Here is a 17,203-nt window from a genome sequence, read left to right as displayed (position 1 = left end):
GTTTAAACTGTGCGTGATACAGAGTGTAATAGAAACCATCCTGAATCGTCAACAGTTCGTCATGCGTTCCAACCTCAACAACTTTTCCTTGATCCATAACAAGAATTTTATCAGCTTCTTGGATAGTTGAAAGACGATGAGCAATGACAAAACTAGTTTTGTTTTTCATCATATTTAAGAAAGCGTCTTGGATGTGTTGTTCTGTTAATGTATCAACTGAGCTAGTGGCTTCATCTAAAATTAACATTTTAGGTTGACTAATCATTGTTCTAGCAATCGTTAAAAGTTGTTTTTGTCCATCGGAAATGCTTAGACCACTCTGACCTAGATGGGTGTGAAATCCATCAGGAAGAGTTGAGATAAAGTGATAGATAGAAGCATCTTTACAAGCTGCGATGACTTGTTCATTACTAGCATCTGGGTTACCAAATGTTAAATTATCCCAAATAGTACCATTAAATAACCAAGTTTCTTGAAGAACCATTCCAAAAGATTGGCGTAATATGTCTCGAGGAATGTGGTTAATTGATGTGCCATCAATTAAAATATCACCCTTAGTGACATCATAAAAACGCATCAGTAAATTGACTAATGTTGATTTTCCAGCACCAGTTTTACCAACAATAGCGATTGTCTCACCAGCTTCCACGACTAAATTGAAGTTTTCAATTAAAGGCTGTTCCTTTTTATAAGAGAAAGCGACGTGCTTAAATTCAATTTGGCCTTCTTTAATAAGGTTGGTTGAACCTGGCAGGTCAGCTTCTTCTTTTGGTTCATCGATTAACTGAAAAATTCGTCCTAAACCTGCTAAAGCAGTTTGAATTTGTGTTGTAATACCTGATAATTCGATAAATGGTTTTGAAAATTGACTAGAGTAAATAATAAAACTAGTGATAATACCTACTGTAACGTTTCCTGTCTTGTTGATAACAAGAACACCTCCAACTACACCAATAGCAAGATATCCTAAATGATCTACAAATCGGGATAATGGATTAGTTAAAGAAGAAATAAACTGCGCTTTTTCACCTGTCAGTTGCAGTTCATGATTAATTTTTTTGAAATTTTCTAAAGAGTTATCCTCAAATTGAAAAGCTTTAATGATTTTTTGTTCAGATACTGTTTCTGATAGAAAACCTGATAAATTTCCCACAGTTTGCTGTTGTGTTTGAAATTTTTTTTGAGACCCACGTGCGACCACCCAGTTAACTAAAAAGATTAGAATAGTCGATAGTAAAACAATTGAAGTTAATATGGGACTAAGAAAGAGCATACTAATCAGAGAAATAACCACGATAGTCATACCTGAAAAGACATTGTTAAAAATGGCAGCGCAGGCTTCTGAAACATAGTCCAGATCATTAGTAAATCGGCTCATAATGTCACCATGAGCTGTCTGGTCATAAAAACGTAGTGGCAATTGATTTAAGTGGATAAAGGCATCTTTTCTAAGTTTAGCAACGGAAAAATAGGCGACTTTATTACCAAGTATCTGGATTAACCACTGAGAAAGTGCGGTGATGAGTGTAATACCAACTAACAGCAAGATAATATGGAGTAACTGTTCTAAGTCTGTTTGCTGTTTACCTATCATAGTGTCCACTGCTTTACCAATGTAAAAAGTCATGGTTACAGCAGTGATACCATTAATAATCCCTAGCAAAGTTGCAAGGATAATTTCTTTTCTAAATGTTGTTAAATAAGGAAGAAAACGATGAACAGGTTCTGCTGATAAATGTCTTTTACGCATGTGAGATCACCTTCTTTTTTTCGTTTTGTGAGTTAACGATATTTTGGTAAGTGAGAGAATCTCTCAGAAGTAATTCATGAGAACCAAAGCCAACTTGTTTTCCTTCATTTAGTACTAAAATATTATCAGCATCTTTAACGGAAGAAACTCTTTGCGAGATAATAATGACAGAAGTTTCTGTTAGATTTTTTTTCATGGATTCTCTAATAAGTAAGTCAGTTTGATAATCAAGAGCACTTAGAGAATCATCCATGATAAGTAAATCTGGTTTTCGAATAAAGGCGCGAGCGATACTTAAACGTTGTTTTTGACCGCCAGAAAAATTTTTACCTTGTGCAAAGACAGGTGCTTCTAATTTTTCTGGAAGAGAATTAACAAAATCTAAACATTGGGCCATCTCCAAGGCTTCGAAGCATTCGTCGTCTGTAGCGTCATTTTTTCCAAGTAATAAATTACTGCGAATTGTACCACTAAATAACGCGCTTTTTTGAGGAACCATAGCAATATGTTGTCTTAATTCGCCTGTAGAAAAGCTAGTAATATCTTGCTCATTAAGGAATATCTCACCTGTTGTTACGGGATAAAAATGCGGGATTAATTGAGTAACTGTTGTTTTACCACTACCAGTAGGGCCGATAATTCCCATTGTTTGATTCTTTTTAAGTGAAAAATTAATATCTTCTAGAACATAACCACTTTTTTCCGTGTACCTAAAAGAAACATGATTGAAGTCTAACGTAACATCTTTTTTCCAAGGAATAATATCTTTAGGTTGTGTGGTTATGATTTCAGGTGTTGTTTGAAAAACTTCTTCTACTCGATTAGCTGAAGCAAAGGCTCTTGTAAAAATAACCACTAAGTTAGCAACCACAATGAGAGCAAGGAGCATTTGAGTCATGTAATTAATTAACGCTAAAATTTGCCCTGATTGTAGGCGACCAGTATTAACACTAAGACCACCAAAGTAAAGAATAAACGCAATAGCCATATTCATGATAAAAATAGTAGTTGGTGAAAGGAGTGCCGAGATATTTGTTACATTTGTATAAGCTTGAGCTAAGTCATCCCCAACCTCACCGAAATTAGTAATGTCTTCATCCTTTTTAGCAAACGCTCGAATAACCCGAACGCCACTTAGATTTTCGCTAATAACACTATTCAAATGATCAATTTTAAACTGAACCTTTTTGTATAGAGGAACCGTTTTTTTCATAATAAAGAAAAGAATTAGCGCAAAAATAGGAATGGTCATCAAAAAGATAAGGCCCATCTGCGTGTCGATATAAAAAGCCATAATAATGGAACCAATGCTTAAAAAGGGCGCTCGAATAACGAGTCGAATGAGCATTGCAAGGGCTAGTTGTAGTTGATTGATGTCACTTGTTGTTCGTGTAATTAAAGTAGATGTTCCAAATTTATCAATTTCTTTATGAGAAAATTGATTAATTTTTGCCATCATTTCATTTCGAAGTTCCGTCCCAAATCCTTGAGAGGCAATAGAAGCGTAATATTGACAAATCATGACACAAATAAGTCCGACAAGGGACATAATAAGCATGTAACCACCCATTTTAAGGGTGTAGCTAATGTCTTGTTGTTTAATGCCTTGGTCAATTAACTTAGCCATATAAAAGGGAAGTAATAGTTCTAAAATAGCTTCGAGGAGTTTAAAGAAAGGTCCTAGAATAAGTTGTTTCTTATATTTTTTGGCAAAACGTAGCAGAGAAAACACTGAATCATCCTCTCGATTTTATTTGAATACTCACATTGTACGCTAGACAAATTGATTTTGAAAGGGAAGGTTTTAAAACGTTTAAATAAAAAAACACACGATGTTGGAATGAACCAAAACGTCGTGTGTTTGACTATACTATTTTTAAGCTAAGTAAGTTTTAATTGTTTCTAACCATTGTTCTTCATTGTTACAGATTTCTCCGTTAAGCTTAATTAAACCAGCAGTGTACAGATTAACATAAGGAAATTGTGACTCTCCTGCTTCACTTAGAGCAGCTAGTTTCTGCGGGTTATCTGCACCCTTTTGTCTTGAGTCGGTAAATAGCCCAAGGACGGGAATACCAGCGTGATAAGCTACACCAATTTCAGAAGCAACACCAACATCAATGCTCACACCATCTAAAATGGCTACAATTAACTGGCTATCAAGCAAAGCATCAGTATCGTATTTAGCAATCATTTTTGAGCTAGCATAACTATTTTTATCGTTTATTTCTCCTTGTTCCTGAGGTAGGTAAACACGGACATCTGGATACATTTCTCTAATTTTTTTAACAAGGTAAGCGTTGTAATGAAGCTCCATATCTGAAAAGAGAGGGCTTGCAAAGTAAATTTGTTTTGACATGAAAAAAACTCCTAACTGTTACATGATTACCTATAGCTTATCTCAAACTGTAATAATTTGTAAAGGAATTGTTACAATGAAACACTCTTCTTCTTGTATAATTGGTAAAGAATAAAAGGTCGGTATGAATTGAAAGGTGTTGTCATTGTTGAAAGTAAAAGGACTATCCATAACGTTTTTATCTATAGTAGCTTTATCTTTTTCACCAGTTATTTCTTTAGCAGCAGATAGTAAAGAGGAGTCTGTGAAAAAAGAAAGCGTGGAAATTAGTAGCAAGATAGACAAAGCTCTTGATTCAGTTAATACAAAGTATCAAGAAGTAGAATCGTTAAAATCAGAAGTTAGTAAAACAGAAGAAACAATTAAAGAAACACAAAATAACATTAAAGAAACAGAAAAGAGTATTGAAAAACGCACTGTATTAATGGGCGACCGCATGAAAAATATGCAAGAAAATAACTCTTCAATGGGTGTGATGGATGCTATCTTAACAGCAGAAAACATGTCAGATTTCTTTAACCGTGTCTATGCAGTAACTGTTCTTCAAGGTGCTGAAAAAGCCAAAGTGGATTCTTTAGCAGAAGACAAAGCTAAATTAGATGAATTAAGAGGAAGTTTGGAAACAGACAAAGCTTCTTTAACAGAAAAACAAAGCACAATGGAGCAAGAAGCAACCTCTTTAGAAAATGATGTAGATTCATTAAAAGCTGAGTTGAGCAACAATCAAGCAGTTCTTGATAAATTATCAAAAGATAAAATGGTCAAAGAAGCAAAAGCTAAAAAAGTTGCTGTTGAAGTAGCTAATAGAAAAGAAGTAGAAGCAAAAGCACAAACACGTGAAACAGCTGAGAAAGACAAAGCGCCAATTTCTTCAACAACAAAAGTGTCTCAACCTGTTAAAGAAGAAGTAGCAACTCCAGAACAAGAAACAACACCAGAAGAACCAAAACCAGCGGAACCTTCAAGTGGTGGACAAACAATGCAAATGGAAGCAACTGGTTATTCTTACACACAACCAGGTTTAAGCTTCTATACAGCAACAGGAATCGACTTACGTCAAAACTCTCGCGTTATTGCTGTTGACCCTGGAACAATTCCTTTAGGTTCAGTAGTAGAAGTATCTGGTTACGGAATTGCCGTAGCAGGAGATACTGGTGGAGATATTGTTGGTAACCGTATTGATTTACATTTCAATACAATTGATGAATGTAAAAATTGGGGACGCAGATCAGTTAGCGTAACTGTTAGATAAATAGAAAATACCGTAAAGAGCAGCCAAGCTGTTATCTTTACGGTATTTTTTTGTTAATTTTAATTATTGAATGTAGCGGCGGGATCTGGGTCTTCTAGCTCAACAGTAGTGGCCGTAATTTCAGTCATATTGTGTCCAACGATGTGTGCTGCAATAACAAAACTAGCTAAAATAATGGTCATACTTCCACCTCCCTTAATAAAAAAACCTCACCAAAAAGAATCGGCAAGGAGTAATGTCTAACAAATTTGTGATATATCACTAACATGTTGAGCTTTAGCACTATACAACGTAAAGATAAATCTTAGCTATCTTAAAAAGAGCCTTGTATTCGACAATTCCTGTTCTACCCATTGGTGTCTCTCGACGTTTTTGGGCAATAGCCTGTGTTTGCATAGGAGCCTCACCTAACAATATTCAATTAACGTATATAAAGTTAACACGTCTGAGATTTAGTGTCAACTAATATCCCTTTTGAGACGATAGACCATAAGAAAAGTGGTAATAGGAATCGCAAGTGAAATAGCAATACCGCTAATTAAAAGGTTAGCCCATTCAATAACTAGTATTTTAGTATTAAACAATTGAGTTATCGAATAATGCAAATCACTGACCCAAATAAAAAGTGCTAATTGTCCGCCAACTAAAGCAAAAATCAAGGTATTCATAGTGGAACCTAACACATCTTTTCCAATGACAAGCCCAGATTGGACCAATTTCTGTTTCGATAGAGTCGGTACATTTTGATTTAATTCGTAGATGGCAGACGTGATAGAGATCGTAATATCATTAATCGCACCAATAACACTCATGACCATGACCGAAACACTTAGTGAAGTAAATGAGAGCCCAATATTTAAGGAGTACATATCCATCTCCATCAACTCTTCATTAGGGATACCTTCTAAGTGCATCAAACGAACGGTCATAAAGATAAGTAAAACCATCATCGAAAGAACAAGGAGACTACTAATAAAAGCAAATTGAGTTTTTAAATGATACCCATTTATGAAAAATAAATTCATTCCAGTAATAAGAATGCTCGTTATTAGTGTTAAAGGAAAAACAGGAAATCCCCAATTGATTAAAATAAGCATGACAAACATAAATAGTAAGTTAAAACCAAGAGCAGCTAGCGTCAATTTCCCTTTTGAGCCACCAATTTTCCATAGTAATAAAATAAAAATTAAAAGAAGCACGCTATTAACACTCATTTAATTTCCCCCTTTTAAAGACAAAAAGTGTGAAGTGGATCGTCAGAGGAATAGCAAGGATAATTCCGATACTTCCAACAAGCGCTCTTGCTATTTCTAAAGAAAGGACAATGGAGAAAGTATAATTAAAGGACATTTGATTTTTCAAAAAAATTAAAACAAGAGGAATAGCTCCACTTAGATAAGAAAAAAACATAATGTTAATCATAGGCCCCATAATATCTTCTCCAATTTGAGTCCCAGCTTTTTTTAGCTCAGAGGAGGTTATCATATGTTTTGTTTCGATTAATTCAAATAAGGAAGAAATAATGGTTATTGCGACATCCATTACAGCACCAATACAGCCAATGAGTAAGCTACTTAAAAATAAAATTTGAGGTGGACGTGTTACAAGCTCCATCTCCTCATAGTGCAGTCCTTTGTGAGAAAGAAGAGTGATGACCACAAATCCAATTAAAAAAGTTAATAGACTGCCAATCAGAGTCGTAAAAATAGCCAATTGTGTTTTTTTGTTCCACCCATTTGCGATAGTCAGTGTGAGAGTGACCAAAATAGGAATAGTAATTAAAAATAGCAAAACAAGTAAATGGCTGTTAATTTTTTGATACCAAAGAAATATACCTGATAAAAGAAGACCGTTAACAAGAAAACTAAAAAAGGTTAGAAGACCAGATAAATCACTCATTAAAATTAAAATGAGTAAAAGTAAACTAGTTAATAAAATTAAATAATGATCTCTTTTTAGCTCGATAATATGTCCAGATAATTCTTCGTTTTTTGATTCAACTTGTAAAAACACATACTCGTTTTTATGATACTTATGATCTTTTACTTGAGATGTAGAGTAACTATTTTGGATGGTTACCATTTTTCCTTTTAGGTCATGATTTAAGATAAGAAGATTTAATTGTTGTTGGGTAGTCTCATCAGAATTTCCGTGCTCATCTACTTGTTTTTCAGTTTGGAGATTTGTTTCGGAAATGATTTTGCCAACAGTTTGGGTACGCAGCTCAAATTGAAAAGAAGCGTAGACTGCTAATAAAGTACAAAGCAATAGGATGATTAAACTGATTTTTTTGGTGGTTGTTAATGAAAACATGATGTTAGCCCCTTCGTGAAATAATAGCTCGTTACAAAGTTTACCATTCTTTAAAAGAGTAAGGAAATGAAAAGGTAAAAGCCTTCGTGATATAATAAAATAAAAAAATCGTAAGGAAGTGATTAGTGTGCAACTTAAAAAGAAAGACATTCAAATGAAAATACAAGAAACTGCACTTCAACTTTTTTATGAAAAAGGGTACGACAAGACAAAAATAAGTGATATTGGAAAACAGATGGGCATGTCTGTTGGAAATGTCTATACGTATTTTGAAAATAAAGATGACTTATTTTATACAGTTGTTTCTCAAAATACAGTGGTCTATTTTGAAGAGAATTTAATGGCATTACTGGAAGCTTACAATGATTATCTAATAGACGCAGTGTCAGATGACGCAGCTTTTGAATTGATTGAAAAACACTTGAAAATACTTGTTAATAACTACCGAGAGATTGTGATTATGCTGGATAAAAATGAGCAAACGGCATATGAAGGAATAAAAGAAAAAATGATTCGAGAAATGGCAGAAGACCGATTAAAAAAGGTTTTTGATATTGAAGCAATTGAAGAACCTGTCATTCAAGATATGTTACGCTTTTATAAAATTATTTGTCGAACATTTATTGATTTAATTCTAAATGGCTTAAAAGAAGAAATGACAACAACTGAGGAACGTTATGATTTATGTTTAGGTTTAATTAGATACCAAGCAAAAGAAAAATAAAAAATGACAAAACAGATGGTTTTTTATTTTTTAGCTCGAAAAAGTTGTTATACCAAGGTTAATCGACTATAAAAAAATAGTTTAGCTATTCTATTCTGGAATAGCTAAACTAGAAATATTCGTTCTTTAGGCTGATTTTATCTAATTAATAAATGGTTATTAAAAGGCAAGTCACTCTTAATTAATAGAGTTGAGCAGGTCTTTTTTTGTCGTTAAAAGAAGCCGCCTAAAGCATAAATAATGGGATATAGAACCATCATGACAGACATTGTTTTTAACACAACTGGAAATGTTTCTTTTTTATCTTGGTATTGAGTGTATTTTTTTAATTCTTTTAGAGTGATTGGTAGTAAAATTAGTAAGCCGAGTGTGACAATCGGAGCAAGCTTTAGATAAACTAATATACCAATCCAAAGATAACTTGCTATTGTTAGAGTGAGTAAGAGTGTGACTGCGTGTTTTTTTCCAATGTAGTAGACAAGAGTCTTTCTTCCGTTATTAATATCTTCTTCTAAGTCACAGGTGTTATTAGCTAACAGGTTGTTAAACATGCTTAAAACTAACGGTAAGCTAATAAAAAAAAGAGATAAAATGATTCGAGTATTAACTACTTCTCGGTGTGGAATAGCCAAATAAAAGGCAATAAACATGATAAAAAAGCCGCTGGCGATAGAAGTAATTGTTTCAGCTAAAAACAAACTGTTAATGGGGTATTTTCCGTAAGAATAAAATAAACCAATGTAAAAGCCTAGCATTCCCAAGATACCGATAATAATAGTGGTTTGGCTGACTAAGTAAAGTCCAAAAAGTGCGGCTAAAATCATAAAGGTGTAAAAGTAACGTTTAACCACTGAAATCGATAAATGCTCTCGCCCGATGATATTCGTTTTTTCTTTAAAATGAAGATCGCTAGCATGTTGATAGTCCATCCAATGGTTAAAAATATTTACCGAAAGATGGAAACAGAGAATAATGCCAATAAAAATGAGCAGATCTTTTGATAAAGACAGTTGCTGAATAAACTTAGCAGCGGATACGCCAAGTAAAATAATAAATAAATTAAGTGGTGCCGTGTAAATTTCAGAGAGTTCCCAAAATTGTTTGAAGGATAATTTTTCTTTTGACATAAGTGTGCCTCCTGTTAAAAACTTGTTATATCTTAGCAAACATTAAAAAAATAGCAAAGTAATTAGTTTGTGAAAAAAAGAAAGTTTTGGGTTCATCATTGACTATTACTTGGTTCAGTGAGATACTATCTCACGAAGACATTTAAATACCGTAACCATCACAAAGGGGAGCAGTAGCTGAGATTGAGTAAGATTATTCTAAACCCTAGAACCTGAATTTGTTAGGACAAGCGTAGGAATTGTGATGGAGTAAAAGATAAATTTACTCCTCTTTTGTTGTATGGTCGGTTGACAATACAAGCAAAGGGGGAGTTTTTATTATGATGTCATCAAAATCACGAGTATGGATAGAAGGCGCTATAGCCGCGGCATTTGCTATGGCACTGTCTTTTGTACCGTTAAAATTTGGACCAGGATTTTCCATATCAATTGGTATGATTCCTGTGATTGTGTACTCTTTTAGAAGAGGAGCAAAGGCAGGGCTTTATAGTGGATTGATTTGGGGATTACTCCATTTTTTATTAGGAAAAGCGTATATCTTAACGGTATCACAAGCGTTAATTGAATACTTATTGGCCTACACGTTTGTTGGTTTTACTGGATTATATGCCACAAAAGTTCAAGAAGGTATTAAGGAAAACAGTAAAAAGGTAAGTTATTATTTATTGATTGGTACGGTTGTAGGAACGTTGGCACGTTACCTTTGTCATTTTTCAGCAGGAGTTATCTTCTGGGGAAAATATGCTTTATGGGGATTAAGCCCCGTAATGTATTCATTAGTTATCAATGGAACGAGTGCGATTTTAACAGGGATTGCAACCTATATTGTTGTTTTATTACTATTCAAGAAAAGCCCTAAGTTATTTTTAGCCGAATAAATAGAACAGATAAAAATAAACAGCCGATGAGGGGGATCATCGGCTGTTTTTCTACATTATTCATTAAATTAAAATTAAGTAGGAAAGGTTAGTTAAGAAAGAAAAATAACGTCCTGTTTGCATGATATATCTGGAGGGATAATCATCACTTATTCTTGATTTCTTTAATTAAATTTCCTATATCGTTGATGTCTTTATAATAGCATCCCGAAAAAGATATTTCGTCAACCTTAAGACTGATTTTTTTGATAGACCTTTAGAAGGACAAAGGCGACAGCACTTGTTGCTATTCCAGCAACAATCGCTTCTGGGACCCCATTTATAAAGATGACAGACAATACAGCTTTATATAGACCCTCGCCAACGGCTATATTTTTAGATGCTGCATAGGCATCTTGGAAAATAAAATAAATAAGGTTCATAACTAAAATAGTATTTACCATAGAACCTGTGACACCAGAAATAAAAAGTGCTGATTTAGTTCCCATTTTTTTATTTTGTAGCCATTTAAACACATAATAGGGTACAACGCCTGTTAAAATACGAGGCACAAGAGCAATAACAATCGCCCAAAGACTTGTTTCGTTTGTTCCTAAAACGGGAATAAAGGGTGAAAAGGCAAAAGACAAAATAGAGGGTGTCATGGTATTAATCACCATACTTAAGACCCCAAATGATAGCCCAAGCAACGCCCCAATTCGTGGGCCTAAGATAATTGCGCCGATAATAACTGGAATATGAACTAGGGTTGCTTTGATAAACCCTAAATTAATAAAGCCAAGTGGCGTAAATGAAAACAGAAGAATTATAGATAAAAAAATCGCGGTTAGTGTTAGTTGTTTTGTTTTCAATAGTTTGGCTCCTTATTTTTTGTCTAGGAACTCGCAAATAGTTGCTACAATCTCGTCAACATCAGCAAGAGCCCCTTTTCCGTAATCGCCGCAAGCTAGTAAACTTGTCTTTGGTTCAATCAATGTGTAGCCGTAACGATTTAACTTTTCTAAATTATCTTGCATTGCTAAATTTTCATACATATAGGTATTCATTGCTGGTGCAATTAATTTAGGAATATCATGAACAGCTAAAGCTGTTGTTGATAACATATCATCAGCAATACCATTTGCTATTTTTCCAATAATATTGGCTGATGCAGGCGCGACAACAAATAAATCAGCTCGTTTAACTAAATCAATATGATTAATGTCAGTTGGTCTATTTTCACGCATAACATCAGTGTGAACTTCGTTTTTAGAAAGAACTTGAAGCGTTAGTTCTGGAATGATTTTTGTGCTGTTAGTGGTCATGATAACTTCCACATCAATTTGTTTTTTCTTTAATTGGCTAACAATATCAGCCGCTTTATAAGCTGATATACTAGCTGAAACACCGAGTAGTACAGTTGGCATAACTATTCTCCTTTATTTGTTAGTCAAGACGAGATTTCTTAGGCCTTGAGCGATTTCTTTTTTAGTTGAAAAACGTTGGTTGATTCCTGAATTTGAGACAAGTAATCCAATATGGTTGTCTCCGTTAATAGTGGTTAAATCATTAGCCAAAATCCAATCGGCTTGATTTTTAATGATACTTTCTTTGGCAACATTCACTAATTCCTCTTCAGAAACATCCACAAGTAATTTAAACCCAATCAGTTTTGTATTAGGTTGCCATTCTTTGATTTTGGTAATGACTTTTGGTGCTTTTCCCATAATTAAAATCAGTTTTTCATTTTTAGAACTAATTTTTTTCTGAGTAGGTTGGGATAAGTCCTTAGTATCCATTAAGGTGTTTTTAATCAACTCAACCAAGGTTTCTTGCGATTTGGGCTGTGTATCTTCAATAGTTTGGGCAATTTTTTTAGCAAGGAGCTCTTCATTACTTGCTGTATCTAGCTCATAATCGCTAACAGCCATACTATGAATGACGTAATCAAAAGAAATGGTAGTTAGTAGTTCTTCCATTGTCTGATACAATTCCTGAACAGAATGAATCGAAAAAAATTTAATCTCTTTATTTTTAGGTAATACAGCTTGTGGTCCATGGATATAGTATATAGTAACATCATCCTTTTCTAAGGAATGAGCGATTTCTTTTCCTAGAGTTCCTGTGGCGTGATTGGTTAAATGGCGGACATCATCAATTTTTTCTGAGGTACCACCGGCTGTAATTAATAGGTTCATTTTGTTATAGCTCCTTTTTATTAGTGAATATCTTCAATTATTTTAAAGCTAGGTGTGATAGCTTCGTTTAAAATGACTGCGACTAATGTTTTTAACGGTGTAGGATAAACTTTTTCAGCTGTACGTTTAACAAAAGGTAGGTGACTAGCTGTTTTAATCATCATACCTTGAGTATAAACAAAAGGCCTACGTTTAGTTGTCACTAACCCGCTTCGAATGATAATCGTTGGATTTTTTCTTTTTAGTAATTCGGTCTCGGCTTTTTTTTTTGCCTTTATATAACCACAAGGACCTGCTTTTGCCGATAAGAAAATATAAGGCGTTTGATTTATCTCAGCTTTTTCACTAATTAAATGATTAGAAAGAACAATCATTTTGTCATAGGTTAGTCCCTTTTTCTTCTGTTCAAATAAAATCCCAATGAGATTAATACAAGTAACCCCAGGAGTGAGATATTTTTCCCAAGAATCATCTTGAAATATATCTATGGCTAACCAAGTGATTAAATGGTGTGATAGCCATAATTCATCTATTTTAGGTTTACCGTGTTTAGAAATACTAATGACTGAAATATTACGTTTAATCGCTTCTTTACAGACCGCTTGACCAATAAAACCGCTACCACCAAAAACAATAATAGACTGTGTCATTTCTCCTAACTCCTTTGTGATATTTTCAATGATAATTATTTTAACATATTCTTTGGGAATAATGGAGAAAAGAGAGCGCAAGTAAAATCAAGATTGCTTTTATTTAAGGTCAAAAATTGATAGAATATAGCAAGTAGCTAATTAGAAAAGAGGACTCATTCATGCGAATTTTATTTTGCGGAGACGTAGTAGGATCATTAGGAAGAGAAACAATCAGTACATATTTACCAAAGTTAAAGAAAAAATATCGCCCACAAGTCACTATTGTGAACGGTGAAAATGCCGCAGCAGGTCGTGGGATTACAGAAAAAATATATAAAAAATTGCTTCAAGATGGTGCAGATGTGGTGACATTAGGTAACCATACTTGGGATAATCATCAGATTTTTGAGTTTATTGATGACGCTAAAAAGATGGTGCGACCAGCTAATTTTCCAAAAGCTACCACGCCTGGCGTTGGTATGGTATTTGTTAAAGTGAATCAACAAGAATTAGCCGTGATTAACTTACAAGCTAGAGCGTTTATGACAGCTATCGATGACCCGTTTACAGTCATTGATGAGTTAATTGAAGAAGCAAGAGAGAGAACTCCTCATATTTTTGTTGATTTTCACGGAGAAACAACGAGTGAAAAACAAGCCATGAGTTGGTATATCGATGGAAGAGTATCAGCCATTGTAGGGACACATACTCATGTACAAACGAATGACGCAAGAATTTTACCTCAAGGGACAGGTTATATTACAGACGTTGGAATGACAGGACCTTATGACGGGATTTTAGGAATGGACCGAACAGCTGTGATTGAAAAATTTAGAACGGCACTTCCTCATCGTTTTGAAGTAGTAACAGAAGGTCGGGAACTTTTGTCTTATTGTGTGATTGATATTGATAATGTAACAGGTAAGACGAAAAAAATTGAAGCTAATCTTATCAATCCAGATCGTCCGTTTAAAGAATAAAATAGAAAAGGCGGGGTGACCTTGGAAAAACGTGATTTTCAATATGAAGACAATATAGACTTAAAGTTAAATGAGTTACTAGAAAAAATAGATCAAACAGAAGTGATTGTGTCGTATAAAAAAATAGCGTTAAAAGTCGATCAACATGACGGGTTAAAACAACTAGTTGAAGAAATTAAAGGCCATCAAAAAGATGCCGTTCAGTTTAATCACTACGAAAAATTAGAAGCAGAAAAAGAAGCGTTGCGCTTAGCAAACGCTAAACAAAAAGAATTTGATGAGCATCCGTTAGTGATTGCTTACCGAGAAAAGTTAGTTGAAGCAAATGATCTGCTGCAACACGTTACCTATTTGCTAGAAAGAAATGTCAACGATGGATTAGAAGATAAATTAAGTCAGGCAATGAAAGAGGAGTGAAGAAATGCCTCAAAAAACGAAACAAACCCCAATGATGGAACAGTATTTTAGTATTAAAGCAGATTATCCAGACGCTTTTTTGTTCTATCGTTTAGGTGATTTTTATGAGTTATTTTACGATGATGCTGAAGAAGTATCACAATTATTAGAGTTAACATTAACAAGTCGAAATAAAAATGCAGATGATCCAATTCCAATGTGTGGTGTGCCACATCATGCAGCAGCAGGCTATATTGATACGTTGATTGAACGAGGTTATAAGGTTGCTGTTTGTGAGCAAGTCGAAGACCCAAAAACAACCAAAGGAATGGTTAAACGTGAAGTGGTTCAACTTGTAACTCCTGGAACACGTGTGGCAACAGGTGAAGTGGCTTCAAGAGAAAACAATTACTTAACGGCAGTGACTTACATTGAGGAAGAAGCATTGTATAGTTTTTCCTATGCTGACTTAAGTACGGGTGAGATTAAGGTAAGCTTGCTTCAAATGGTAGATAGCATTATTAATGAATGTGAGAGCTTGCAGACCAAAGAAATCGTTGTAGGTTCAAGTATTTCAACTGAGTTGGAAGAAAAATTAGATCAACACAATATTTTGATTTCTAAGCATGACGTGAAGCATTCACCAAATTCAGAAATGAGTCATTTGATTGCAAATTTAGAAAATGAGGCGTTAAAGCAAGGGGCAAAAGTATTAATCACTTATCTTGAAGTAACGCAAAAACGTAGCCTAGATCATCTACAACAAGCAATTAGTTATCAATCTGATCAGTTTTTAAAAATGGATTACTACTCAAAATATAATTTAGAGTTAGCTAAATCAATTCGAACAGGAGAAAAAAAGGGAACTCTTTTATGGCTGCTGGATGAAACAAATACAGCAATGGGCGCACGTTTATTAAAGCAGTGGTTAGACCGTCCTCTTGTTCAGGAAACACAAATTACAACGCGTCAAAATATGGTGGAAAGTTTGCTAAATGCCTATTTTGAACGAATGGATTTAAAAGACCGTTTAAGAAAAGTATATGATTTAGAGCGCCTTGCTGGTCGAGTGGCTTTTGGGACAGTTAATGGTCGAGATTTAATTCAGCTGAAAACCTCATTGAATCAAGTACCGGGTATTCGTCAAGTTTTAGAAGGCATTAATGACGGGCAGTGGGATGAACTATTAATTGATTTAGTTCCTGCTTATGAATTAGTCGAACTAGTGGAGCATGCGATTAATGAAGAAGCCCCCTTAGCGATTACAGAAGGTAATGTGATTAAAGATGGATACAATGAACAACTAGATACATACCGAGATGCGATGAGAAATGGCAAACAATGGATTGCAGAACTTGAAGCCAAAGAACGCCAAGCAACAGGTATTAAAACTTTAAAAATTAAATTTAACCGCGTGTTTGGTTATTTTATTGAGGTAACGAAAAGTAATATTGATTTATTACCAGAAGGTCGCTACGAAAGAAAACAAACTTTAGCTAATGCAGAGCGTTATATTACTCCAGAATTAAAAGAAATAGAAACACTTATCTTAGAGTCAGAAGAAAAATCACAAGAATTAGAGTATCAACTATTTTTAGGTGTCAGGGAAGAAGTCAAAAAGGACATTGATTTCTTACAAAGATTGGCCAAATCCATTGCTAGCTTAGATGTTATTAAGAGTTTTGCTGATGTCAGTGAAAGTTATCATTATGTTCGACCAGAACTTGTGAGTCACAAACACCAACTGGAATTAATTGAAGGCCGTCATCCTGTGGTTGAAAAAGTGTTAGGTCATCAAGAATATGTGCCAAACTCAGTCATGATGGATGAAGAAACGTCGATTTTATTAATTACAGGACCAAACATGTCAGGTAAAAGTACATACATGAGACAACTAGCTTTAACAGTTATTATGGCTCAAATCGGTTGTTTTGTTCCATGTGAAAAAGCTGTGTTACCAATTTTTGATCAAATATTTACTCGAATTGGTGCGTCTGATGATTTAATTTCAGGACAAAGTACGTTTATGGTTGAAATGATGGAAGCTAATCAAGCTCTTTCTTATGCAACACCAAGAAGCTTAATTTTATTTGATGAAATTGGGCGAGGTACAGCAACTTATGATGGTATGGCATTAGCTCAAGCAATTATTGAGTACATCCATAAAAATGTGAAAGCTAAGACACTATTTTCAACACATTATCATGAAATTACGGTGTTAGAAGATGAATTGTCAGGATTGAAAAACATCCATGTAGGCGCTGTTGAAAAAGATGGTGAAGTTGTTTTCTTACATAAGATGATGACCGGTCCAGCCGATAAAAGTTACGGGGTCCATGTGGCAAAGTTAGCGGGACTACCAGATAATTTATTAAAACGCGCCTCAGATATTTTAGCCCACTTAGAAGCTAAGACACCAGAGATGGATGTTGTGATTAATGAAGAAAAAATGGAAATAAGCTCGATTGCTGAAGAGACAGAGCAATTGTCCTTGTTTGAAGAAGTGTCAGAGAAAGAATCAGCTGTCTTAAACGAGTTAAAACAGCTAAGCTTGCTTGAAATGACACCAATGGACGCGCTGAATTGTCTGTTCCAATTACAGAAAAAACTTTAAA

At 34.4% G+C, this 17,203-nt stretch carries 17 protein-coding genes and 1 riboswitch; of the genes, 6 read left to right on the top strand and 11 right to left on the bottom strand.

Annotation, left to right across the window (positions count from 1 at the left end; translation table 11 throughout):
- From RR554_RS03635 to RR554_RS03625, 3 genes are all read right to left on the bottom strand, one after another.
- On the bottom strand, window positions 1–1,750 hold a 1,750-nt coding region (locus tag RR554_RS03635), incomplete at its 3' end, for an ABC transporter ATP-binding protein (protein ID WP_332467434.1).
- Window positions 1,743–3,482 carry an ABC transporter ATP-binding protein gene (locus RR554_RS03630; protein WP_332467433.1) on the bottom strand — a complete coding sequence of 580 codons (1,740 nt, stop codon included), beginning with the start codon at window positions 3,480–3,482 and terminating at the stop codon, window positions 1,743–1,745. The genes RR554_RS03630 and RR554_RS03635, both read right to left, overlap by 8 nt.
- 144 nt (window positions 3,483–3,626) lie before the next feature.
- Window positions 3,627–4,109, bottom strand: a complete 483-nt coding sequence (locus tag RR554_RS03625) for a nucleoside 2-deoxyribosyltransferase (protein WP_332462887.1) — start codon at window positions 4,107–4,109, stop codon at window positions 3,627–3,629.
- A 145-nt stretch (window positions 4,110–4,254) separates the two neighbouring features.
- Here RR554_RS03625 and RR554_RS03620 point away from each other — a divergent pair, with 145 nt between their 5' ends.
- Complete coding sequence (locus tag RR554_RS03620) at window positions 4,255–5,361, top strand: 3D domain-containing protein (protein WP_332467432.1); 1,107 nt, start codon at window positions 4,255–4,257, stop codon at window positions 5,359–5,361.
- Between the two features lie 59 nt (window positions 5,362–5,420).
- Here the strand turns inward: RR554_RS03620 and RR554_RS03615 are convergent, their stop codons facing one another.
- The 3 genes from RR554_RS03615 to RR554_RS03605 form a co-directional block, all read right to left on the bottom strand.
- Window positions 5,421–5,543, bottom strand: coding sequence for a hypothetical protein (locus RR554_RS03615; protein ID WP_332462885.1), 123 nt, complete (start codon window positions 5,541–5,543; stop codon window positions 5,421–5,423).
- Between the two features lie 71 nt (window positions 5,544–5,614).
- Window positions 5,615–5,783, bottom strand: a riboswitch (M-box (ykoK) riboswitch).
- 36 nt (window positions 5,784–5,819) lie between these two features.
- Window positions 5,820–6,575, bottom strand: a complete 756-nt coding sequence (locus RR554_RS03610) for a YibE/F family protein (RefSeq protein WP_332462884.1) — start codon at window positions 6,573–6,575, stop codon at window positions 5,820–5,822.
- Window positions 6,565–7,674 (bottom strand): YibE/F family protein, encoded by a 1,110-nt coding sequence (locus RR554_RS03605; protein WP_332467431.1) that lies wholly within the window; start codon window positions 7,672–7,674, stop codon window positions 6,565–6,567. The genes RR554_RS03610 and RR554_RS03605 overlap by 11 nt, the downstream gene beginning before the upstream one ends.
- Window positions 7,675–7,801: 127 nt before the next feature.
- On the opposite strand from RR554_RS03605, the gene RR554_RS03600 reads away from it, so the two are divergent.
- Entirely contained in the window at window positions 7,802–8,398 is a 597-nt protein-coding gene (locus RR554_RS03600) for a TetR/AcrR family transcriptional regulator (RefSeq protein ID WP_332467430.1), read from the top strand.
- A 212-nt stretch (window positions 8,399–8,610) separates the two neighbouring features.
- Here RR554_RS03600 and RR554_RS03595 read toward each other — a convergent pair whose 3' ends face one another.
- Window positions 8,611–9,525, bottom strand: coding sequence for a prenyltransferase (locus RR554_RS03595; RefSeq protein ID WP_332462881.1), 915 nt, complete (start codon window positions 9,523–9,525; stop codon window positions 8,611–8,613).
- 320 nt (window positions 9,526–9,845) lie between these two features.
- Between RR554_RS03595 and thiT the strand changes: the two genes are divergently transcribed.
- On the top strand, window positions 9,846–10,403 hold the full coding sequence (gene thiT, locus RR554_RS03590; protein ID WP_332462880.1) for an energy-coupled thiamine transporter ThiT: 558 nt from the start codon (window positions 9,846–9,848) through the stop codon (window positions 10,401–10,403).
- Window positions 10,404–10,633: 230 nt separating this feature from the next.
- Here the strand turns inward: thiT and RR554_RS03585 are convergent, their stop codons facing one another.
- Genes RR554_RS03585 through RR554_RS03570 form a run of 4 tightly spaced genes read right to left on the bottom strand, consistent with a single transcriptional unit; the run spans window position 10,634 to window position 13,230 of the window.
- A complete protein-coding gene (locus RR554_RS03585; protein ID WP_332467429.1) occupies window positions 10,634–11,254 on the bottom strand; it encodes an ECF transporter S component in 621 nt (206 codons plus the stop codon).
- Between the two features lie 12 nt (window positions 11,255–11,266).
- Window positions 11,267–11,809, bottom strand: coding sequence for a phosphopantothenoylcysteine decarboxylase (locus RR554_RS03580; RefSeq protein WP_332467428.1), 543 nt, complete (start codon window positions 11,807–11,809; stop codon window positions 11,267–11,269).
- Window positions 11,810–11,821: 12 nt separating this feature from the next.
- Window positions 11,822–12,580: a phosphopantothenate--cysteine ligase gene (coaB, locus tag RR554_RS03575; protein WP_332467427.1), complete on the bottom strand. Its 759-nt coding sequence runs from the start codon at window positions 12,578–12,580 to the stop codon at window positions 11,822–11,824.
- A 20-nt stretch (window positions 12,581–12,600) separates the two neighbouring features.
- Window positions 12,601–13,230, bottom strand: coding sequence for an NAD-dependent epimerase/dehydratase family protein (locus tag RR554_RS03570; RefSeq protein WP_332467426.1), 630 nt, complete (start codon window positions 13,228–13,230; stop codon window positions 12,601–12,603).
- Between the two features lie 161 nt (window positions 13,231–13,391).
- Here RR554_RS03570 and RR554_RS03565 point away from each other — a divergent pair, with 161 nt between their 5' ends.
- From RR554_RS03565 to mutS, 3 genes are read left to right on the top strand one after another with little or no spacing between them, the layout of a single operon-like run.
- On the top strand, window positions 13,392–14,192 hold the full coding sequence (locus RR554_RS03565) for a TIGR00282 family metallophosphoesterase (protein WP_332462875.1): 801 nt from the start codon (window positions 13,392–13,394) through the stop codon (window positions 14,190–14,192).
- A 21-nt stretch (window positions 14,193–14,213) separates the two neighbouring features.
- Window positions 14,214–14,609, top strand: coding sequence for a YlbF family regulator (locus RR554_RS03560; RefSeq protein WP_332462874.1), 396 nt, complete (start codon window positions 14,214–14,216; stop codon window positions 14,607–14,609).
- Window positions 14,610–14,613: 4 nt separating this feature from the next.
- Entirely contained in the window at window positions 14,614–17,202 is a 2,589-nt protein-coding gene (gene mutS, locus RR554_RS03555; protein ID WP_332462873.1) for a DNA mismatch repair protein MutS, read from the top strand.
- Window position 17,203: the final 1 nt, after the last annotated feature.

It is taken from the genome of Vagococcus sp. (assembly GCF_036639995.1).
In the GTDB taxonomy this organism is placed as follows: domain Bacteria; phylum Bacillota; class Bacilli; order Lactobacillales; family Vagococcaceae; genus Vagococcus.
Note: the sequence above shows the minus strand (reverse complement) of the source record. Positions and strands in the feature narration are given on the sequence as shown.

Coding starts and splice junctions, on each gene's coding strand:
- RR554_RS03595 (WP_332462881.1), bottom strand. CDS start 9,525: ATGTCAAAAGAAAAATTATCCTTCAAACAATTTTGGGAACTCTCTGAA.
- RR554_RS03580 (WP_332467428.1), bottom strand. CDS start 11,809: ATGCCAACTGTACTACTCGGTGTTTCAGCTAGTATATCAGCTTATAAA.
- thiT (WP_332462880.1), top strand. CDS start 9,846: ATGATGTCATCAAAATCACGAGTATGGATAGAAGGCGCTATAGCCGCG.
- RR554_RS03625 (WP_332462887.1), bottom strand. CDS start 4,109: ATGTCAAAACAAATTTACTTTGCAAGCCCTCTCTTTTCAGATATGGAG.
- RR554_RS03565 (WP_332462875.1), top strand. CDS start 13,392: ATGCGAATTTTATTTTGCGGAGACGTAGTAGGATCATTAGGAAGAGAA.
- RR554_RS03570 (WP_332467426.1), bottom strand. CDS start 13,230: ATGACACAGTCTATTATTGTTTTTGGTGGTAGCGGTTTTATTGGTCAA.
- RR554_RS03615 (WP_332462885.1), bottom strand. CDS start 5,543: ATGACCATTATTTTAGCTAGTTTTGTTATTGCAGCACACATCGTTGGA.
- RR554_RS03605 (WP_332467431.1), bottom strand. CDS start 7,674: ATGTTTTCATTAACAACCACCAAAAAAATCAGTTTAATCATCCTATTG.
- RR554_RS03610 (WP_332462884.1), bottom strand. CDS start 6,575: ATGAGTGTTAATAGCGTGCTTCTTTTAATTTTTATTTTATTACTATGG.
- mutS (WP_332462873.1), top strand. CDS start 14,614: ATGCCTCAAAAAACGAAACAAACCCCAATGATGGAACAGTATTTTAGT.
- coaB (WP_332467427.1), bottom strand. CDS start 12,580: ATGAACCTATTAATTACAGCCGGTGGTACCTCAGAAAAAATTGATGAT.